This window comes from Saccharopolyspora halophila, from assembly GCF_039531955.1.
In the GTDB taxonomy this organism is placed as follows: domain Bacteria; phylum Actinomycetota; class Actinomycetes; order Mycobacteriales; family Pseudonocardiaceae; genus Saccharopolyspora; species Saccharopolyspora halophila.
Genome location: NZ_BAAARA010000011.1, coordinates 23,684 through 46,868, shown reverse-complemented (window position 1 = coordinate 46,868; position 23,185 = coordinate 23,684). Strand labels below are relative to the sequence as shown.

General features: G+C 74.1%; 2 protein-coding genes. Both read left to right on the top strand.

The features are described 5' to 3' along the window. Positions 1-2,788, top strand: a 2,788-nt coding sequence (locus tag ABD289_RS17840; RefSeq protein WP_344133731.1) for an SDR family NAD(P)-dependent oxidoreductase, incomplete at its 5' end; no start/stop codon positions are given. Positions 2,789-2,799: 11 nt separating this feature from the next. Next, positions 2,800-23,157, top strand: a complete 20,358-nt coding sequence (locus ABD289_RS17835; protein ID WP_344133729.1) for a type I polyketide synthase — start codon at positions 2,800-2,802, stop codon at positions 23,155-23,157. The last annotated feature ends 28 nt before the right edge of the window (positions 23,158-23,185 follow it).

Here is a 23,185-nt window from a genome sequence, read left to right as displayed (position 1 = left end):
TCAGTTGGTGGGGCATTCGGTCGGTGAGGTCGCGGCTGCGCATGTGGCGGGTGTGTTCTCGTTGGAGGATGCGGCGGCTCTGGTCTCGGCCCGTGCCCGTCTGATGGAGGCGTTGCCCGCCGGTGGCGCGATGGTGTCGGTGCAGGCCTCCGAGGTCGAGGTGCTGCCGCATCTGACTGGTGGTGTGTCGGTCGCGGCGGTCAACGGTCCGGATTCCGTGGTGGTCTCGGGCACCGAGGACGAGGTGCTGGACCTCGCGAAGCGCTGGCAGTCGCGGCGGTTGGACGTCTCGCACGCTTTCCACTCCTCGCTGATGGACCCGATGCTGGCGGACTTCCGCGCGGTCGTGGAGGGCTTGTCCTTCCACGAGCCTGAGATCCCGGTGGTCGTCTCCGGCGATGTGACCTCGCCGGAGCACTGGGTGCGGCACGTGCGGGAGACCGTGCGCTTCGCCGACAACGTGGAAGCCCTGCGCGAGGCCGGGGCTACCAGGTTCGTCGAGATCGGCCCCGGCGGAGCGCTTTCGGCCCTGGTCGAGGGCAGCGTTCCGGTGCTGCGCCGGGACCGCGACGAGCAGAACTCCTTCGCCGCAGCGCTGGGCCGGCTGTTCGTCGGCGGGGCGCGCGTGGACTGGTCCGCCTACTTCGAGGGGACCGGTGCGCGGCGGGTCGATCTGCCCACCTACGCCTTCCAGCGGCAGCGCTACTGGCCGGACAGGGTGTCCCAGCCCGCAGTCGCGGCCGCGCCGGATGCCGACGATCGGGCGTTCTGGGCCGCCGTCGAGGGCGAGGACTTCCAGTCCCTGGAGAACGTGCTCCAGGTCGACGGCGGCGCGCTCTCCGAGGTGCTGCCAGCCCTGCTCGACTGGCGCAAGCAGTGCCAGGACCTCGCGGAGGTGGACGGCTGGCGGCACCGGATCGACTGGAAGCCGCTGGGCAGCGCCCACTCCGGCGAGCCGACCGGGCGGTGGCTGGCCGTCGTCCCGCACTACGCCGACGAGTGGGTCGCGGCGGCGGTCGACGCGCTCGGTGCCGAAGCGGTCCGGGTCGAGGTCGACGAGGCCGACCGGGAGGCGATCTCCCGGGACCTGCAGCCGCACGGGCGCGATTTCGACGGCGTGGTCTCGCTGCTGGCGCTGGCGCGGCCGGGCACCGGATCGGCGCCGGAGGGCGTGCTGCGCACCACGACGCTGATCCAGGCGCTCGGTGACGCGGGCATCACCGCTCCGCTGTGGTGCGTCACGCGCCACGGGGTGTCCACCGACCGCGCCGACGGCGTCGAGGACGTGACGCAGGCCGCCGTGTGGGGCCTGGGCCGGGTCGCGGCGCTGGAGCACCCGGAGCGCTGGGGCGGCCTCGTCGACCTGCCCGCCGAGCTCGACGATCGGGCCGCGGGCCTGTTCCGCGCGGTGCTGGCCGGGCTCGACGGCGAGGACCAGGTGGCGGTGCGTCCCAGCGGCGCGTTCGCCCGCAGGCTCGTGCAGGCGCCAGCGCCGAAACCGCAGCAGGCGTGGGAACCGTCCGGCACCGTGCTGATCACCGGCGGTACCGGCGCGCTCGGCGGCCACGTCGCCCGCACGCTGGCCCGCGAAGGCGCGGAACACCTCGTGCTGGTCGGCAGGCGCGGTCCGGACGCGCCCGGAGCCGACGAGCTGCGCGACGAGCTCGAGGGGATGGGCGTCGGCGTCACGATCGCGGCCTGCGACGTCGCAGACCGCCCCGCGTTGGAATCGCTGCTGGCCGCCGTCCCGGGAACGCTGACCGGGGTGGTGCACACCGCGGGCGTGCTCGACGACGGAGTGCTGGACCGGATGACGCCGGAGCGGTTCCAGGACGTCTTCCGCAGCAAGGTGGACCCGGCGCTGCTGCTCGACGAGCTGACCGCGGACCTCACGGCGTTCGTGCTCTTCTCCTCGGCCTCCTCGTCGGTGGGCAGCCCCGGCCAGGCCAACTACGCGGCGGCGAACTCGGTGCTCGACGCGCTGGCCGAACGCCGCAGGGCCAGCGGTCTCGCGGCGACCTCGATCGCCTGGGGCGCCTGGGGCGGTGGCGGCATGGCCGGCTCCGCCGAGGCCGAGCAGAGCGCGCAGCGGGCCGGCATCGTGCCGATGGAGCCGGAACTGGCCTGCACCGCGCTGCGGCAGCTCGTCGCGGAGCGCGAACCGACGGCGGTCGTCGCGGCCGTGGACACGGGACGGTCCGGGCGCGGCGTTCGTCCGAACCCGCTGCTGCGCGAGCTCATCGGGGACGACGCCCCGGCGGAGCAGGCGAGCGCGCAGCCGGAGGCCGCGCTGCGGGAGCAGATCCTCGGGCTCGCGCCCGAGCGGCGCCGCGAGGTGGTGCTGGACCTGGTGCGCACTCGCGCGGCCGGAGTGCTGGGCCAGCAGGACGTCGAGGTGGTTCGGGCCGACCGGCCGTTCCGCGACCTCGGGTTCGACTCGCTGGCGGTGGTGGAGCTGCGCAACCAGCTGAGCGCCGCCACCGGTCTGAGCCTCGCCTCGACGCTCGTCTTCGACTACCCCACACCGGCCGATCTCGCCGAGCACGTGCTCGGCGAGCTGCTGCCCGGCGGCGAGCCCGACGTGGACGACGAGGAGACCGAGATCCGCCGGTTGCTCGGGAAGGTTCCCCTCTCGCAGCTCCGGGAGATCGGCGTGCTGGAGCCGCTGCTCCAGCTGATCGGCCGCGACGAAGGCGCGCCGGCCGGCGCCGAGGCGTCCAACGCTGACGGCATCGACTCGATGTCCGTCGATGACCTGGTGCAAGCCGCACTCGACGGGCAGGACTGACGGAGCTGATGATGAACGACTCCAGCGATAAGGTCGTCGAGGCGCTGCGCGCCGCGATGAAGGAGACCGACCGCCTCCGGCGGCAGAACCGGCAACTGGTGGCCGCGGCCACCGAGCCGATCGCCATCGTGGGCATCTCGTGTCGCTACCCCGGTGGTGTCGACTCGCCGGAGGACCTGTGGGAGCTGGTCTCCTCCGGCCGGGACGCGACCTCCGAGTTCCCGGCCGACCGCGGCTGGGACGTGGCCGCCCTCGGCGGCGGCGGTGTCGACGAGCGCGGCAACAGCGTCAGCGTGCGCGGTGGATTCCTGCCCGGAATCGCGGAGTTCGACCCGGGCTTCTTCGGGATCTCGCCGCGCGAGGCGCTGACCACGGACCCGCAGCAGCGGTTGCTGCTGGAGACGTCCTGGGAGGCGATCGAGCGCGCCGGTGTGGACCCGACGTCGTTGCGCGGCAGCCGGACCGGCGTGTTCGTCGGGACCAACGGGCAGGACTACCAGCACCTGCTGATCCGCTCGATGGCCGACGCGACCGGCGACATCGGCACCGGCATCGCCGCCAGCGCGGAATCCGGCCGGATCTCCTACGAGCTGGGGCTGGAGGGCCCGACCGCCACGGTGGACACGGCGTGCTCCTCCTCGCTGGTCGCGCTGCACTTCGCCGCGCACGCGCTGCGCGCGGGCGAGTGCGAACTGGCGCTCGCCGGTGGCGTGAACGTGATGTGCACGCCGGGTTCGCTGGTGGAGTTCAGCCGCCAGGGCGGGCTGGCGGGCGACGGCCGGTGCAAGGCCTTCTCCGACGACGCCGACGGCACCGGCTGGTCCGAGGGCGTCGGAGTGCTGCTGCTGGAACGCCTGTCCGACGCCGAGCGCAACGGGCACCCGGTGCTGGCGGTGGTGCGCGGTTCGGCGGTGAACTCCGACGGATCGTCGAACGGCTTCACCGCGCCGAACGGCCGCGCGCAGCAAAAGGTCATTCGCCAGGCGCTGGACCAGGCGAGCCTCGAACCATCCGATGTGGACGTCGTCGAGGCGCACGGGACCGGCACGCCGCTGGGCGACCCGATCGAGGCGCGCAGCCTGCTCGCCACGTACGGGCAGAACCGCGAGACGCCGCTGCTGATGGGCACCATCAAGTCCAATCTCGGGCACGCGCAGGCGGCCGCGGGCGTGGCCGGTGTGATCAAGATGGTCATGGCCATGCGGCACGGCGTGGTGCCCCGGACCCTGCACGTCTCCAGGCCGTCCTCGCACGTGGACTGGTCGGCGGGCGCTGCGCAGCTGGTCACCGAGCCGACCGAGTGGCCGTCGGGTGAGAACCCGGCGCGGGCGGGCGTGTCGTCGTTCGGCGTGAGCGGAACGAACGCGCACGTGATCCTGGAAGCGGCCGAAGGCGCCGAGCCGCAGGACTCCCGACAGCCCGCGGGCCCGGTTCCGCTGCCGGTCAGCGCCAGGTCCGAGGCCGCGCTGGACGCGCAGGTCGAGCGGATCCGCGCGCAGCGGGGAAACCCGCTGGACATCGGGTACTCGCTGACGACCGGCCGCGCGAGCTTCGAGCACCGGGCGGTGCTGCTGGACGGCGCGGAGATCGCCAGGGGCGAGGCGCGCAGGCGGTCGCTGGCCGTGCTGTTCTCCGGCCAGGGCAGCCAGCGCGTCCGCATGGGACGCGAGCTCTACGAGCGGTTCCCGGTCTTCGCCGAGTCCCTGGACGCGGTGCTCGAACACCTCGACCCGCAGCTGCGCGAGGTCATGTGGGGTGATGACGCGGAGCTGCTGAACCGCACCGGATGCGCCCAGCCCGCGCTGTTCGCGATCGAGGTTGCCCTGTACCGGCTCGTCGAGTCGTTCGGCGTCGTCCCGGACCGGCTGGTCGGCCACTCGGTCGGTGAGATCGCCGCCGCGCACGTGGCGGGTGTGCTGTCGCTGGAGGACGCGACCGCCCTGGTCTCGGCGCGGGCGAACCTGATGCAGGCGCTGCCGGAACGCGGGGCGATGGTCGCGGTTCAGGCGGCCGAGGCCGACGTTCTGCCGCATCTGAGCGAGCGGGTGTCGATCGCGGCGGTCAACGGTCCTGAGTCGGTGGTCGTCGCCGGCGATGAGGGCGAGGTGCTGGAGCTCGCGCAGCGGTGGAAGTCGCGGCGGTTGGAGGTCTCGCACGCGTTCCACTCGCCGTTGATGGAGCCGATGCTGGCGGACTTCCGCGCGGCGATCAGCGGTTTGACCTTCGGGACGCCGGCGATTCCCATCGCCGCCTCCGGCGATGTCACGTCCCCGGAGTACTGGGTGCGTCACGTGCGCGAGACCGTGCGCTTCGCGGACAACGCGGCCTCGGTGGGCACGGCGGCCTGCCTGGAAATCGGCCCGGACGGCGTGCTCTCGGCGCTCGTCGACGGGGCGATCCCCGCGCTGCGCAAGGATCGGGGCGAGGAGGTCGCGTTCATCACCGCGCTGGCGCGGCTGCACGTCACCGGCGTCGACGTGGACTGGTCGTCGTTGCACGCCGGCGGCCGCCGGGTGGACCTGCCGACCTACCCGTTCGAGCGGCAGCGCTTCTGGCCGTCGGTTTCGGTGAGCGCCGGCACCGGTGACGCCACCGGTCTCGGGCTCTCCTCCGCCGATCACCCGCTGCTCGGCGCGGCCATGACCGTCGCGGGCTCCGACGAGCTGATCCTGACCGGCAGCCTGTCGCTGTCCGCGCACCCGTGGCTGGCCGACCACCTGGTCGACGACCGAGCGCTGCTGCCAGCCTCGGCCGTGCTGGAGCTGGCCGCGCACGCGGGCGACCGGATCGGCTGCGACCGCGTCGAGCGGCTGAGCCGGGTCGCACCGCTGGTGCTGCCGGACGACGTCCCGGTGCAGGTCCAGTTGCGCGTTGGCGAACCCGACGAGGACGGCCGCCGCGAGCTGCGGCTGCACGCCCGCCCCGGCGAAGAACCCGAGTGGACGCTGCACGCCGCTGGTGTCCTCGCCGCCGGAACCGTCGGGGCACCCGGGATCGAGGAGTTCGGCCGCGCGGAGTGGCCGCCGCGCGGCGCGACCGTCGTGGACATCGACGGCCTGCACGACGAGTCCGTGGAGGTGGCGCGCGGCCCGGTGTTCCGCGGGCTGCGCGCGGTGTGGCGCCGGACCTCGTCGGAGGCGCGGCGAACCGAGGTGTTCGCCGAGGTCGCGCTGCCGGACGAGGTGACCGACGGCGACGCCTTCGGGCTGCACCCGGCCCTGCTCGACGCGGCGCTGCACGCGGCGAAGTTCCTCGGCGCGCAGGGCATTCCGACGGACTGGCGGGACGTGTCGTTGCACGCATCGGGCGCGTCGGTGCTGCACGTGCGCCTGTCCCTCGCGGATGGCGGGGCGTCGGTCGCCGCGGTCGACGTCACCGGTGCGCCGGTTCTCTCGGCCGAGGCAGCCGTGCACGCTCCCGTCCCGGAACTGGCCGCGGGCGCGGACCTTCGATCGCTGTTCCGGCTCGACTGGGTAGCCCAGCCGGTCGAGCAGATCACCGGCGGCGACTGGGCGCTGCTCGGCGAGGACGCGTTCGGGCTCGGAATCCGGGCCGCGGAGGCGGTTCCGGAGCAAGCGCCGGACGTGCTCGTCGTCCCGCTCGTCGGCGCTGCCGAGCCCGAGACGGCGCACGAGCTGACCGCCGAGGTGCTGGGACTGCTGCAGCAGTGGCTGGCCGACCAGCGCTTCGCCGACTCCAGGGTCGTCTTCGTCTCGCGCGGTGCGGTCGCCGGCGACGACCCGGCCGCGGCCGCGGCCTGGGGCCTGGTGCGCGCTGCGCAGACCGAGAACCCCGGCCGCTTCCTGCTCGTCGATCTCGACGACTCCGCCGAATCCGCCGCCGCGCTCCCGGGTCTGCCCGCCCTGCTGGACGCGGGCGAGACCCAGGTCGTGGTCCGCGCAGGCGAAGCCCGGGTCGGTCGTCTCGCGCGCGCTGCGCAGCACGGGGACGCCGCGCGCGCCTGGACGCCGCGCGCCTGGGACCCGGACGGCACGGTGCTGATCACCGGTGGCACCGGCGGCCTCGGCGCCGAGCTGGCACGTCACCTCGTCGTGGAACGCGGCGCGCGCGACCTGCTGCTGGTGAGCCGCCGCGGGCTGGACGCCCCCGGAGCTCGGGATCTGCGGGCCGAACTGGTCGAACGCGGTGCCGAGGTGACGGTGGCGGCGTGCGATGTCGCCGATCGGGACGCGCTGGCGGAGCTGCTGGCACCGGTGCGGCTGACCGCCGTCGTGCACACCGCCGGCGTGCTGGACGACGGCGTGATCGGGTCGCTGACCCCGCAGCGGTTGAGCTCCGTGCTGCGCGCCAAGGTGGACAGCGCGTGGCACCTGCACGAGCTCACCCGCGAGGACGACCTCGCCGCGTTCGTCCTCTACTCCTCGGTGTCCGGGGTGATGGGCTCCGCGGGCCAGGGCAACTACGCGGCGGCGAACAGCTACCTGGACGCGCTCGCCGCGCACCGGCGCGCGCTCGGCCTGCCCGCGCTGTCGCTGGCCTGGGGCGCCTGGGAGGCCACTGCGGGCATGACCTCCGCGCTGCAGGACACGCGGCGGATGCCGACGCTGTCGGTGCAGCAGGGACTCGCGCTCTTCGACGCCGCGCTCGCCTCCGACGAGTCGTTGCTGGTGCCGTTGGCGACCGGCACGAGCCGTCCCACCGGCGATGTCCCGGCGATCCTGCGCGGCCTGGCGCGGCCGGGCAGGCGGGCCGCGGCCAGCGGACGCGACACCGCGCCGGGCGGGCTCGCGCAGCGGCTGGCAGGTCTGCCCGGCGAGGAACGACTCCGCCGAGTGACCGAGGTCGTGCGCACCGAGGCCGCGGTGGTGCTCGGGCACGCCTCCGGGGCCGACGTCGGCGTGGACAAGGAGTTCCGCGCGCTGGGCTTCGACTCGCTCACCGCCATCGAGCTGCGCAACCGGCTGGCCACCGCGACCGGGCTGAGCCTGCCCGCGACGCTGACCTTCGACTACCCGACCCCGTCGACGCTGGCCGAGCACCTGCTCGCCGAGCTCCTCGGCGCGCACGGCGAGCTCGAAGTCGCCGCGCAGCGAGCCGAGACCACCGACGACCCGATCGTCATCGTCGGCATGAGCTGCCGGTTCCCCGGTGGTGTGCGCAGCCCCGAGGACTTCTGGCGGTTGCTCGCCGACGGCACCGACGCCATCTCCGGTTTCCCGTCCGATCGCGGCTGGGAGCAGGATCCGCTCGTCTCCGGCGACACCGCCGAGGGCGGGTTCCTGGACGGAGCCGCGGACTTCGACCCGGGCTTCTTCGGGATCTCGCCGCGCGAGGCCGTGGCGATGGACCCGCAGCAGCGCCAGCTGCTGGAGGTGGCCTGGGAGGCCGTCGAGCGAACGGGCATCGACGCCGCCGGCCTGCGCGGCAGCCGGACCGGGGTGTTCGTCGGCACGAACGGCCAGGACTACACCAACCTCGTGCTCCGCTCCCGCGAGGAGATCGCGGGGCACTCCAGCACCGGACTGGCCGCCGCGGTCATCTCCGGGCGCCTGTCCTACGCGTTCGGCCTGGAGGGGCCCGCGCTGACCGTGGACACGGCGTGCTCCTCCTCGCTGGTGGCGCTGCACCTCGCCGCGCAGTCGCTGCGCTCCGGTGAGTCCGAGCTCGCGCTCGTCGGCGGCGTCACGGTGATGTCCACCCCGATGAACTTCGCCGGGTTCAACGCGCAGGGCGGTCTCGCGTCGGACGCGCGCTGCCGGGCGTTCTCCGACGACGCGGGCGGCACCGGCTGGTCCGAGGGCGTCGGCGCGCTCGTGGTCGAGCGGCGCTCGGACGCCGAGCGCAACGGCCACCGCATCCTCGCCGCGGTGCGCGGCTCCGCGGTCAACCAGGACGGCGCCTCCAACGGCCTGACGGCGCCGAACGGTCCCGCGCAGCAGCGAGTGATCCGCCAGGCGCTCGCCAACGCGGCGCTCGATCCGTCCGATGTGGACGCGGTGGAGGCGCACGGCACCGGCACCACCCTCGGCGACCCGATCGAGGCGCAGGCCCTGATGGCCACCTACGGGCGCGAGCGGCAGCGCCCGCTCCTGCTCGGTGCGGTCAAGTCGAACCTGGGGCACACCCAGGCCGCCGCCGGCGTGGCCGGCGTGATCAAGATGGTGCTGGCGATGCAGCACGGCGTGGTGCCCGAGACGCTGCACGTCACGGACCCGTCCTCGCACGTCGACTGGTCCGCCGGGGCCGTCGAGCTGGCGACCGCGCCCACGCCCTGGCCGCAGGAGGAGCGGCCGCGCCGCAGCGGCGTGTCGTCGTTCGGGCTCAGCGGCACCAACGCGCACCTGATCCTGGAAGGGGTCGCGGCCGAGGACGGCCAGACCGCCGCGCGCCCCGCAGGACGGGTTCCGCTGCTGGTCAGCGCCAGGTCCGAGGCCGCGCTGGACGAGCAGGTCGCGCGGGTGCTGGCGACCGAGGGCGACCCGCTGGACATCGGGTACTCGTTGTTCGCGCACCGCAGCGCGTTCGAGCACCGGGCGGTGCTGCTGGACGGCGCGCAGCTCGCCAGGGGCGAGGCCGCCGAGCCCTCGATCGCGATGCTGTTCTCCGGGCAGGGTTCCCAGCGCCTCGGCATGGGACGCGAGCTCGGCGAACGGTTCCCGGTGTTCGCGGCGGCGCTGGACGAGGTCCTGGGACACCTGGACGACGCGGTGGCCGGGGTCATGTGGGGCGAGGACGCCGACCTGCTGAACGACACCGGCCACACCCAGCCCGCGCTGTTCGCGTTCGAGGTCGCGCTGTACCGGCTGATCGAGTCGTTCGGCGTGCGGCCCCGCTTCCTCGCCGGGCACTCCATCGGCGAGATCGCGGCCGCGCACGTGGCCGGGGTGCTCTCGCTGGCGGACGCGGCCGCGCTGGTGACGGCGCGCGCCGAGCTGATGCGGGCGCTGCCCGCAGGCGGCGCGATGGTCGCCATCAACGCCACCGAGGACGAGGTCCGCCCGCTGCTGACCCCCGAGACGTCGATCGCGGCGGTCAACGGACCCGACTCCGTCGTGATCTCCGGCGCGGCCGGAGCCGTGCTGGAGATCGCGGCGGTTCTCGCGGATCGGGGCCGCAGGACGACCCGGCTGCCGGTCTCGCACGCCTTCCACTCGCCGCTGATGGAGCCGATGCTGGCGGACTTCCGCGCTGCGATCGGCGGACTGACCTTCCACGAGCCGCGCATCCCCGTGGTCACCACAGGGGACGTGACCTCGCCGGAGCACTGGGTGCAGCACGTGCGCGAGACCGTGCGCTTCGCCGACAACATCACCTCGCTGCGCGAAGCGGGCGCCACGACCTTCCTGGAGGTCGGTCCGGACGGAGTGCTGGCCGCGCTGGTCGGGGACGCGATCGCGACCGCGCGCCGGGAGAGCGACGAGGAGACCGCGTTCCTGACCGCGCTGGCCCGGCTGCACGTCCGCGGTGCCGAGGTCGATTGGTCGCCGGTCTACGCGGGCGGCCGGGCGGTCGACGTGCCGACCTACGCCTTCCAGCACGAGCGCTTCTGGCCAGAGCTCGCCGAGGTCGCGACCGCGGAACCGGTCGACGACCAGTTCTGGTCGGCCGTCGAGCGCGAGGACCTGGAATCGGTCGCGGCGACGCTGGACCTCGACGACGAGACCGTCGCGGCCGTGGTGCCCGCGCTGTCGGCGTGGCGCAGCAGGCGCCGGGCGCAGTCGGTGGTGGACTCCTGGCGGCACCGCGAGACCTGGCAGCCGCTCACCGGCCTGACCCCGGACCGGTCGGGTCCGCTGCTGGTCGTGCTGCCCCGGCGGGCGGTCGGCGACCTGTGGGCGTCGGCGGTGATCGCCGCCCTCGAACCCGACGTCACCTGCGTCGCGGTCGATTCCACCGACCGCGGGCACCTCGAGGAGCGGATCGCCGCACCGGACGTGCGCTTCGGCGGCGTCGTGTCGCTGCTGGCGGTGGACGACCCGGGAGATGCGACACCGGTGGTCGGCACCGCAGCGCTGGTGCAGGCGCTCGGCGACGCCGGGATCAGCGCACCGCTGTGGTCGGTGACGCGCGGGGCCGTCTCGGTCGGCCGCTCGGATGCCGTGACCAACCCGTGGCAGGCCGGTGTCTGGGGACTGGGCCGGGTGGCTGCGCTGGAGCACCCGCGCCGCTGGGGCGGCCTCGTCGACCTGCCCGAGGAGCCCCTGGACGAGCGCGCGGCGGCGCGGTTCGCCGCGGTCATCGCCGGTGGCTCCGGTGAGGACCAGGTCGCGATCCGGGCCGCCGGAGCGTTCGGCCGCCGGATCGTCGCCGCACCGCGGCGGCCCGAGCACTCCGAGTGGGAGCCCTCGGGAACCGTGGTCATCACCGGTGGCACCGGCGCGCTGGGCGCGCACGTGGCTCGCGATCTCGCCGGCCGCGGTGCGGAGCGAATCGTGCTGGTCAGTCGTCGCGGTCCGGACGCGCCGGAGGCCGCCGAGCTGTGCGCGGAACTGCGCGCGCTCGGCACCGAGGCCTCCGCCGCGGCCTGCGATGTCGCCGACCGCGACGCGGTTGCCGCGCTGCTGTCCGGGCTGTCCGGGCTCACCGCGGTCGTGCACGCGGCTGGCGTGCTCGACGACGGTGTCCTGGAAGGGCTCACGCCCGATCGGTTCGCGGAGGTGTTCCGCGCCAAGGTGGAATCCGCGATCGTGCTCGACGAGCTGACCCGCGAGCTCGACCTCTCCGCGTTCGTGCTGTTCTCCTCGACCGCGGGCGCGGTGGGCAACCCGGGCCAGGCGAACTACGCCGCGGCGAACGCGGTGCTGGACGCCATCGCGCAGCGGCGGCACGCCGACGGGCTGGTCGCGACATCGATCGCCTGGGGCGCGTGGTCGGGCGGCGGCATGGCCGACGAAGCCAGGGTCTCCGAGGGGATCCGGCAGGCTGGAGCGTCCACTCTGGACCCCGCTCTCGCGGTCGCCGCGATGCGCCGGTCGATCGCGGAATCCGCTCCCGCGGTGGTGATCGCCGATCTGAACCGCCCGCAGGTGCTCGGCGCGCTGCTCGGGCTGCGTCCCAGCCTGGTGCTCTCGGAACTCCCGGAAGCGCGCGGCGTGCTGGCGGAGCTGGCGGCGAGCCGCGGGGACGGCCGGTCGGCTGCCGCGGAGTTGCGGCGAAACCTGCGCGGCACCAGCGGAACCGACCGCGTCGAAGCGGTGCTCGACCTGGTGCTCGGGCACGCGGCCGCGGTGCTCGGCCACGCCGACGCGGCGGCGATCAGCGCCGACAAGGCGTTCCGCGACCTGGGATTCGACTCGTTGACCGCAGTGGACCTGCGAAACCGGCTGACCGAGGTCACCGGGCTGACGCTGCCCACCGGGCTGGTCTTCGACCACCCGACGCCGCGGGGACTCGCCGAGTTCCTGGCCGCGGAGCTGCTCGGCGAGGACGACGCGGAGGACGTGCCCGCGATGTCCGGCACCGGCGTGCTAGCGGTGGAGACCGAGGACATCGCGATCGTGGGAGTGGCGTGCCACTTCCCGGGCGATGTGGACTCGCCGGAGGACCTGTGGCGGCTGCTGGTCGAGGGCCGGGACGCGATCGGCGCCTTCCCCGCCGATCGCGGCTGGGACCTGGCCAACCTCGGCGGCTCCACGGACCGGGGCGGTTTCCTCTCCGGTGTCGCCGACTTCGATCCGGAGTTCTTCGGGATCTCGCCGCGCGAGGCGCTGGCGATGGATCCGCAGCAGCGGTTGCTGCTGGAGACGTCCTGGGAGGCGATCGAGCGCGCGGGTGTGGACGCGACGTCGTTGCGGGGCAGCCGGACCGGTGTGTTCGTCGGGACCAACGGGCAGGACTACCAGCACGTCGTGATGGCCTCCGACGAGGACCTGGAAGGCCACGCCGGAACCGGGCTCGCGGCCAGCGTGATGTCCGGGCGGCTGTCCTACGTGCTGGGCCTGGAAGGCCCCGCGGCCACGGTCGACACCGCCTGTTCCTCGGCCCTGGTGTCGCTGCACATGGCCGCGCGCTCGTTGCGCGGGCGGGAGTGCTCGCTGGCGCTCGCGGGTGGCGTGACGGTGATGGCCACGCCCACCAGCTTCGCGGGCTTCTCCCGGCAGGGCGGCCTCGCCGAGGACGGCCGGTGCAAGGCCTTCTCCGACGACGCGGACGGCACCGGCTGGTCCGAGGGCGTCGGGATGCTCGTGGTGGAGCGGCTCTCCGACGCCGAGCGCAACGGGCATCCGGTGCTGGCGGTGGTGCGCGGTTCCGCGGTGAACCAGGACGGCGCGTCCAACGGCCTGACGGCACCGAACGGACCCGCGCAGCAGCGCGTCATCCGGGAGGCGCTGGCCGGGGGTGGGCTCGATCCGTCCGATGTGGACGCCGTGGAGGCGCACGGCACCGGGACCGCGCTCGGCGATCCGATCGAGGCGGAAGCCCTGGTCGGCGCCTACGGGCACGGGCGGGAGCGCCCGCTGCTGGTCGGTTCGGTGAAGTCCAACCTCAGCCACACGCAGGCCGCGGCCGGGGTCGCGGGCGTGATCAAGATGGTCATGGCGATGCGGCGCGGAACGCTGCCCAAGACCCTGCACGTGTCCGAAGCGTCGTCGCGCGTCGACTGGTCCGGCGACATCGAGCTGCTGACCGAGGCCACCGAATGGCCGCTCGCGGAACGGCCGCGGCGCGCGGGCGTGTCGTCGTTCGGCATCAGCGGCACCAACGCGCACGTGATCCTCGAATCGGCCGACCGCGAACCCGCTCCGCGCGGCCGGTGGACGGGCCCGGTCCCGCTGCCGATCGGCGCCAAGTCCGAGGCCGCGCTGGACGCGCAGGTCGAGCGGATCCGCGCGGTCGAGGAGGACCCGCTCGACATCGGGTACTCGCTGCTGCACCGCTCGGCGTTCGAGCACCGCGCGGTGCTGCTGGACGGCGCGGAGATCGCCAGGGGAGTGGCTTCCGAGGGAGCGCTGGCGGTGCTGTTCTCCGGACAGGGCAGCCAGCGCCTCGGAATGGGGCGCGAGCTCTACGAGCGGTTCCCGGTCTTCGCCGAGTCCCTGGACGCGGTGCTGCTGCACCTCGATCCGGGGTTGCGCGAGGTCATGTGGGGTGATGACGCGGAGCTGCTGAATCGCACCGGATGCGCCCAGCCCGCGCTGTTCGCGATCGAGGTTGCCCTGTACCGGCTGGCCGAGTGGTTCGGCGTCCGGGCCCGGTTCCTCGCGGGGCACTCGGTGGGCGAGATCACCGCCGCGCACGTGGCGGGTGTGCTGTCGCTGGAGGACGCGGCGACGCTGGTCTCGGCGCGGGCGAGCCTGATGCAGGCGCTGCCGGCCGGTGGGGCGATGGTCGCGGTGCAGGCATCGGAGGCCGAGGTGCTGCCGCACCTGACGGAGCGGGTGTCGATCGCGGCGATCAACGGCCCGGCCTCGGTGGTGCTCGCCGGTGCCGAGGACGAGGTGCTGGAGCTGGCGCAGCGGTGGAAGTCGCGGCGCCTGGAGGTTTCGCACGCGTTCCACTCGCCGTTGATGGAGCCGATGCTGGCGGACTTCCGCGCGGCGATCAGCGGGTTGACCTTCGCCGAACCGAGCATCCCGGTGGTCGCCTCCGGCGATGTCACGTCCCCGGAGTACTGGGTGCGCCACGTGCGCGACGCGGTGCGGTTCGCGGACAACATCGCGGCGCTGCGCGAGTCCGGGGCGAGCCGGTTCCTGGAACTCGGGCCGGACGGAGTGCTCTCGGTCCTCGTCGACGGCGCGCACCCGATGCTGCGCAAGGACCGGGGCGAGGAGGCCGCGGCGGCCGCCGCGCTCGCCAGCCTGCACGCCGAAGGCGTGCCGGTGGATTGGAGCGGGTGGTTCACCGGAACCGGCGCGCGGCTGGTGGAACTGCCCACCTACCCCTTCCAGCACGAGCGGTTCTGGCCCAGGACCCCGGCCACCGGGCGCGGCGACGTGTCCGCGCTCGGGCTCGCGCGCGCCGGTCACCCGCTGCTGGCCGCGGCCGTGCCCGTGGCGGGATCCGGCGAACTGGTGCTCTCCGGCAGGATCTCGCCCGCGACGCACCCCTGGCTGGCCGATCACGTGGTCGGCGGGTCGGTGCTGTTCCCCGGCACCGGCTTCCTCGACTTCGCGATCCGCGCGGGCGACATGGTCGGCTGCGACCGGGTGGACGGCCTCAGCATCGTGGTCCCGCTGGTGCTGGCCGAACGCGAGGCCGTTGACGTGCAGGTGCGGGTCACCGCGCCGGACGAAGCGGATCGGCGCGCGCTGAGCATCCACTCGCGCCGGGCGGACGCGGAGGAGTGGACCAAGCACGCGGCGGGCACGCTCGTCGCGGGCGCGCACACCGCGGAGTTCGACGCCACCGAGTGGCCCCCGGCGGGCGCGGAAGAGCTGGACCTGGCGGACTTCTACGCCACGCTGGCCGACGGCGGACTGTCCTACGGGCCGGTGTTCCGCGGGCTGAAGTCGGCCTGGCGCAGCGGACCGGACGTGTTCGTCGAGGTCGCGCTGCCCGAGTCGGTCGAGGACGCGAGCTCGTTCGGGGTGCACCCGGCGCTGCTGGACTCGGCGCTTCACGGGATCGCGTTCGTCGACGGTGCGGGGCAGGGCCTGCCGTTCGAGTGGAACGGAGCGTCCCTGCACGCGATCGGACCGTCGCGGCTGCGGGTCCGGCTGTCTCCCGCGGGCAACGGGACGGTCTCCGTCGCGGCGGCCGATGTCGAGGGCGCGCCGGTGCTGTCCGCGGCCTCGCTGGCCGTGCGCACGCCGTCGACCGACCGGCCCGCCGTCGCCGCGGCGGAGCAGGACTCGCTGTTCCGCGTCGAGTGGCTGCCGGTCGCGATCGACGACGCCGCGGCGGATCCGGAGATCGAACTGGTCGAGATCTCCGGTGGGGCGGACGCCGATTCGGCGCACGCCGAGACCGCCCGCGTGCTCGAACTGCTCCAGCAGGCGCGCAAGCCGCTCGCCTTCATCACGCGCGGTGCGGTCGCCATCGCCGACGAGCCGGTGACCGATCTCGGGGCCGCCGCGGTGTGGGGCCTCGTCCGCTCCGCGCAAGCCGAGCAGCCCGGCCGCTTCCAGCTGGTCGACGCGGAGGCGGACGCGACCGTGCCGCCCGGGGCGCTCGCCACCGGCGAACCGCAGCTCGTCCTCCGCGACGGCACCGCTCACGCGGCGCGGCTGGCGCGGCTGGCATCGGGCGACGCGCTGGTGCCGCCGGCCGGGGTTCCGTGGCGGCTGGACATCGCCGCCAAGGGCAGTCTCGACGGGCTGGAGCTCGCGCCCTGCCCGGAGGTGCTGGAACCGCTTGCGGGCCGCCAGGTGCGGGTCGCCGTGCGCGGTGCGGGCCTGAACTTCCGCGACGTGCTCAACGCGCTGGGCATGTACCCCGGCGAGGCAGGTGCTCTCGGTGCCGAAGCGGCAGGCGTCGTGGTGGAGACCGGTCCGGAAGCGACGGACCTGCGGGTCGGTGACCGGGTCTTCGGCATGGTCTTCGGCGGTTTCGGCCCGGCGGGCGTGGTCGACGAGCGCTACCTCGCGCGGATGCCCGACGGTTGGTCCTACGAGGCCGGCGCGTCCGTGCCGCTGGTGTTCCTCACCGCCTACCACGCGCTCGTCGACCTCGGCGGCGTGCGACCGGGCGAGAAGGTGCTGATCCACGCCGGGGCCGGGGGCGTCGGCATGGCGGCCATCCAGCTCGCCAAGCACCTCGGTGCCGAGGTGTTCGCCACCGCCAGCGAGGGCAAGTGGGACGTGCTGCGCGGCTTCGGGATTCCCGACGACCACATCGCCTCCTCGCGCACCACCGAGTTCGAGCAGCGCTTCGGCCAGGGCGTCGACGTCGTGCTCAACGCCCTCTCCGGGGAGTTCATCGACGCCTCGTCGCGGCTGCTCGGCGAGGGCGGCCGCTTCCTGGAGATGGGCAAGACCGATCTGCGGGACCCGGCCGAGCTGCCCGGGATCCGGTACCAGGCGTTCGACCTGGGCTGGGTCGATCCCGAGCGCATCCGGGAGATGCTGGCCGAGCTGCTGGTGCTGTTCGGCGAGGGTGCGCTGGAACCGCTGCGCACCGCGAGCTGGGACGTGCGCCGGGCGCGCGAGGCCTTCCGCTTCATGAGCCGGGCCCAGCACATCGGCAAGATCGTCCTGACGGTACCCGCCGAGTGGGATCCGGACGGAACCGTGCTGATCACCGGCGGTACCGGCGGCCTGGGCGGTGAGCTCGCGCGGCACCTCGTCACCGAACGGGGCGTGCGGCACCTGCTGCTGCTCAGCCGAAGCGGCCCGGACGCCGCGGGGGCGCCGGAGCTGCGGGACGAGCTCGCCGGGCACGGTGCGGAACTGGAGATCGAGGCCTGCGACGTCGGCGATCGCGACGAGCTCGCGCGGGTGCTGGACGCCGTGCGGCGACCGCTGACCGCGGTGGTGCACACCGCCGGTGTGCTCGACGACGGCGCGATCGCCTCGTTGACGCCGGAGCGGCTGGACACCGCGTTGCGACCGAAGGCGGACGCGGCGTGGCACCTGCACGAGCTCACCCGCGAGCAGGACCTCGCCGCGTTCGTCCTGTACTCCTCGGTCTCCGGCCTGCTCGGCACGCCCGGCCAGGGCAACTACGCGGCCGGCAACAGCTACCTGGACGCGCTGGCCGCGCACCGGCGCGGCCTCGGCCTGCCCGGGGTGTCCCTGGCGTGGGGAGCGTGGGCCTCGACGGTCGGCATGACCGGCACCATGGACGAGGGCGCGCTGCAGCGCCTCGAGCGATCGACCATGCCGCCGCTGCCGGTCGAGCAGGGGCTCGGGCTGTTCGACGCCGCCACGGCCGCGGACGAGCCGCTCGTCGTGCCCGCGCGGATCAAGACCGGTTCCGCCACCGGGATGCTGCCGCCGCTGCTGCACAACCTCGTGCGCGGTGGCCGGCGCACCGCCGCGGCGGGCGGCGACCGGCCAGGGGAACCCGCGCAGCTGCGCGGCGCGCACCCGGCCAAGCGCGCACGAGCCCTGCTGGACCTGATCCGCGGCGAGGCCGCCGCCGTGCTGGGGCACGCCTCGGCGGACGCGATCGACGGGGAGCGGGAGTTCCGCCAGCTGGGCTTCGACTCCCTGACCTCGGTCGAGCTGGGCAACCGGCTCGGCACCGCGACCGGGCTGACGTTGCCCGCCACGCTCGTCTTCGACTACCCGACACCGCAGGCGCTGGCCGATTTCCTGCTGGCCGAGCTGTTCGGCGCGGACCCGGAACTCGGCGAGGAAGCCGTCGCGGACTCCGACGTCAGCGACGAGCCGATCGCGATCGTCGGGCTCAGCTGCCGCTTCCCGGGCGGGGTCGACACGCCGGAGGCGTTGTGGGAGCTGCTGACCGAGGAGCGCGACGCCATCGGCCCGTTCCCGGACGACCGCGGCTGGGACCTCGCCGCGCTCACCGGCGACGGCCCCGGGCACAGCAGCACCTCGTGCGGGGGATTCGTCTCGGGCATCGCCGAGTTCGACCCGGCCTTCTTCGGCATCTCGCCGCGCGAGGCGGTGTCGATGGACCCGCATCAGCGGCTGACGCTGGAACTGTCCTGGGAAGCCCTGGAACGCGCGGGCATCGACCCGGTCGCGTTGCGCGGCAGCCGCACCGGCGTGTTCGTCGGCGCCAGCGGCCAGGACTACGCACACCTCGTGCTCGGGTCGCAGGCGAGCATGGCGGGCTACTCGGGCACCGGTACCTCGCCGAGCGTCATCTCCGGCCGGTTGTCCTACATCTTCGGCCTCGAAGGCCCCGCGATGACGGTCGACACGGCGTGCTCCTCGGCCCTGGTGGCGCTGCACCTCGCCGCGCAGGCGCTGCGCAACGGGGAGTGCTCGCTGGCGCTCGCGGGCGGTGTCCAGGTGATGTCGACACCGGGCGCGTTCATGGAGTTCACCCAGCAGGGCGGACTCGCCGCGGATGGCCGGTGCAAGCCGTTCTCCGACAGCGCCGACGGCACCGCGTGGTCGGAGGGCATCGGTGTGCTGGCGGTGGAGCGGTTGTCCGACGCGCAGCGCAACGGGCACGAGGTGCTGGCGGTGCTGCGCGGTTCGGCGGTCAACCAGGACGGCGCGTCCAACGGCTTGACCGCGCCGAACGGTCCGTCGCAGCAGCGGGTGATCCGGCAGGCGCTGGTCAGCGCCGGGTTGAACGCGTCCGATGTGGACGCGGTGGAGGCGCACGGCACGGGCACCACGCTGGGCGATCCGATCGAGGCGCAGGCGCTGCTGGCCACCTACGGCCAGGACCGCGACGAGCCGCTGCTGCTGGGCTCGATGAAGTCGAACATCGGCCACGCGCAGGCGGCCGCCGGTGCCGCTGGCGTGATCAAGATGGTGCTGGCGCTGCGCAACGGCGTGCTGCCGAGGACCCTGCACGTCACCGAGCCCTCCGCGCACGTCGACTGGTCGGCGGGCGCGGTGCGGCTGCTGACCGGGGCAGCCGAGTGGCCGTCCGGTGACCGGCCGCCGCGCGCCGGGGTGTCGTCGTTCGGCATCAGCGGCACCAACGCGCACGTGATCCTGGAAGGCGTCGCGACCGAGCGGAGCAGGATCGACGCCGACCGGACGCGGCCGGTTCCCGCGCCCTGGGTCGTCTCGGCCAAGACGGCGGACGCGCTCGACGATCAGATCCAGCGCATCACCGCCGTCGAGCAGGATCCGGTGGACGTCGGGTACTCCTTGCTGCGGCGCTCGGCGTTCGAGCACCGCGCGGTGCTGCTGGACGGCGCGGAGATCGCGAGGGCGGCGGCCGGACGCCGATCGCTCGCGGTGCTGTTCTCCGGCCAGGGCAGTCAGCGCCTCGGGATGGGGCGCGAGCTCTACGAGCGCTTCCCGGTGTTCGCCGAAGCGCTGGACGACGTGCTGGCCTCGCTCGACCCGCAGCTGCGGGAGGTGATCTGGGGCGAGGACTCCGATGCGCTGAACCGGACCGGCAGCACGCAGCCCGCCCTGTTCGCCGTCGAGGTCGCGCTCTACCGGCTCGTCGAATCCTTCGGCGTCGTACCGGACTTCGTCGGCGGGCACTCGGTCGGTGAGATCACGGCCGCGCACGTCGCGGGCGTGCTGTCGCTGGCGGACGCCTGCGCGCTGGTGTCGGCGCGGGCGCGGCTCATGCAGGAGCTGCCGGACGGCGGTGCGATGGTCGCGATCCAGGCGGGCGAGGACGAGGTGGCACCGCACCTGAGCGACGACGCCGCGATCGCGGCGGTCAACGCCCCGGGCTCGGTGGTGGTCTCCGGCGCGCAGCACGCCGTGCAGGACATCGCCGATCGCTTCGCCGAGAAGGGCCACCGGACGCGGCGGCTGCCGGTCAGCCACGCGTTCCACTCCCCGCTGATGGAGCCGATGCTGGACGAATTCCGCGCCGCGGCAGCGGGATTGACCTTCGCCGAGCCGCAGATCCCGGTGGTGTCCAACCTCAGCGGCGAGATCGCCGGTGGAGCCGAGCTGTGCTCGCCGCAGTACTGGGTGCGGCACGCCCGCGAGGCGGTGCGCTTCGCCGACGGCGTCGCCGCGCTGGAGACCGCCGGGGCGGACGCGTTCCTGGAGATCGGCCCGGACGGTGCCCTGTCGGCCCTGGTCGAGGGCTGCGTTCCGATGTTGCGCCGGGACCGCGACGAGCAGACGTGCGTGCTGACCGCGCTCGCCCGGTTGTTCGTCACCGGTGTGCGCGTCGACTGGGAACGGTTGTACGCCGGTACCGGCGCGCGACGCGTGAACCTGCCGACCTACCCCTTCCAGCGCGAGCGCTTCTGGCCGACCCCCGCCGAATCGGCAGGCGATGCCGCAGGATTCGGTCTGGCACCGGCCGAGCACCCGCTGCTGGGCGCGGTGATGGCGGTCGCGGGCTCGGAAGCGGTCGCGTTCACCAACCGGCTGACCGAGGCTCTCCCGGAGGCTGCGTTCCTGGAGCTCGCCTTCGCCGCGGCCGAGCACGTCGGCTGCGAGCGCGTCGAGGAACTCACCGTCACCGAACCGCTGGTGCCTGGCGTGGTGCAGGTCTGGGTCGATCCCGCCGATGACGGCGGGCGCCGGCGCATCTCGGTGCATTCGCGGGGTTCGGACGACCAGCCGTGGCGGCAGCACGCCGGTGGAGTGCTGGTGCGCGGCGAGCCGGCGGCGGTCGACACGACCGGTCTCACCGGGGAGCAGTGGCCGCCGGAGAACGCGATGCCCGTCGAGGTGCCCGATCCGGAGCACGTGCCGGCCGCGTGGCGGGTCGGCGACGACATCTACGCCGAGGTCGTGCTGCCGGAGGAGACCTCCGGCGCCGGGGCCTGCGGCGTGCACCCGGCGCTGCTGACCGCAGCCGTCGGGGCGGCAGCTGGCGAGGAGCTGGTCGCGCTGTCCTGGCACGGCGCGTCGCTGCACGCGGTCGGGGCCACCGCGTTGCGGACCCGCACGACGGTGCGCGGCGAATCTCTGAGCCTGACCGCGGTCGACGCCGAGGGAGCGCCGGTGCTGTCCGTCGAATCGGCGGCGCTGGGAGCTCCGCTCTCCGCGACTGCCGAGCGGGACTCGCTGCTGCGGCTGGACTGGGTTCCCGCGCCGACGCGGGAGCCGGCGAACGGCACCGCCGAGGGGACTCGCTGGGCCGTGCTCGGGGCCGACGAGGCCGGCGCGGGCGCGGCGTTGAAAGCCGCAGGTGCGCAGGTCGTTTCGGCGACGGGGCTGGCGGACGCGGTTGCCGGGGACGGTGAGGTGCCCGATGTCGTGCTGGCCCCGCTGTCCGGTGCCGCCGACCGCGGGGATGCCGGGGCCGCGCACGACGTGGCGGTCCGCGCGTTGCGGCTGGTGCAGGAGTGGCTGGCCGACGACCGCTTCGCGGACAGCCGCCTGGTGCTGGTCACCCGCGGGGCCGTCGGCGGCGAGGACCTGGGCGCTGCCGCCGCGTGGGGCCTGGTGCGGTCGGCCCAGTCGGAGAACCCCGGCACCTTCCTGCTCGCGGACCTGGACGAGCCGGATGCGGCGGCGCGTGTCCTGCCGCTGCTGCCGGAGTTGCTGGACTCGGGCGAGACGCAGGTGCTCGTGCGGGAGGACGCCGCGCTGGTCGGCCGTCTCGCCCGCACGACCGAGGACGCCGAACCGGTGTCCTGGGATCCGGACGGCACCGTTCTCATCACGGGCGGTACCGGTGGTCTCGGCGCCGAGCTCGCCCGGCACCTGGTCGCCGAGCGCGGCATGCGACACCTGCTGTTGGTGTCGCGGCGCGGGCTGGCAGCCGATGGCGTCGCCGAACTCCGCGACGAGCTGGCCGCGCACGGCGCGGAAGTCGGCGTGGCCGCGTGCGACATCGCCGACCGGGATTCGCTGCTGCGGGTGCTGTCCTCGGTCGAGCGGCCGCTGACCGCGGTGGTGCACGCCGCCGGTGTGCTCGACGACGGGATCGTCGAGTCGCTGACGCCCGAGCGGCTGAGCGGAGTGCTGCGGCCGAAGGTCGACGGTGCCTGGAACCTGCACGAGGCGACGCGCGATCTCGACCTCGCGGCCTTCGTGCTGTACTCCTCGGTCTCCGGCGTGCTGGGCGCGGCCGGTCAGGGCAACTACGCGGCGGCCAACGCCTTCCTGGACGCGCTGGCGGCGCACCGCCGCGCCCGCGGTCTGGTGGCGACCTCGCTGGCCTGGGGACCGTGGACCGAGTCCGCAGGCATGGCAGGCGGTCTCGCCGACGGTGCCGCGGATCGCATCGGCCGGTCCGAGATGGCGCCGCTGTCGATCGAGCAGGGGCTCGCGCTGTTCGACGACGCGACGGGCCGGGACGACGCGCTGCTGGTAGCGGCGCGGATCAACACCGGCCGCGCGCAGGCTCCGGTGGCGGCCGCGCTGCGCGGGCTGGTGCGCGGTGGCAAGCGCGTCGCCGCGGGTCGCCGGTCCGATGCCGACCTCGCCGACGGCCTCGCGGGGCTGGACGCCGAGGAGCGGATGCGGCACCTGGTGGGACTGGTGCGCGGCCACGCCGCCGGTGTCCTCGGGCACGGCTCGCCCGAGGCGGTCGAGCCGGACAAGGAGTTCCGCCAGCTGGGCTTCGACTCGCTCACCGCGGTGGAGCTGCGCAACAGCCTGGCCGCGGCCAGCGGCCGGAAACTGCCCTCGACGCTGGTGTTCGACCACCCGACACCGGCGATGCTCGCCGAGTTCCTGGCGGCCGAGCTCTTCGGCGGTGGTGCGGACGAAGCGGCCGGGCTGCTCGGCGAACTCGACCGCCTGGAGTCGCTGCTGGCCGCCAGCGATCCGGATGAGGTGGCGCGCTCCGGTGCTTCCGCGCGGTTGCGCAACCTGCTGGCGCAGTACGGCGGATCCGGTGCGCACACCGAAGAGGCGGCCGTGACCGAACGGATCCAGTCGGCGAGCACCGACGAGGTCCTGGCGTTCATCGACAACGAGCTCGGCCGCGATGCCGAGCGCTGATCCCTGGTCTTGAGAAGGAAGGCACACC

Bases quoted from the DNA above. Each gene is read 5' to 3' on its own strand.
- ABD289_RS17835 (WP_344133729.1), top strand. From the start codon at position 2,800: ATGAACGACTCCAGCGATAAGGTCGTCGAGGCGCTGCGCGCCGCGATG.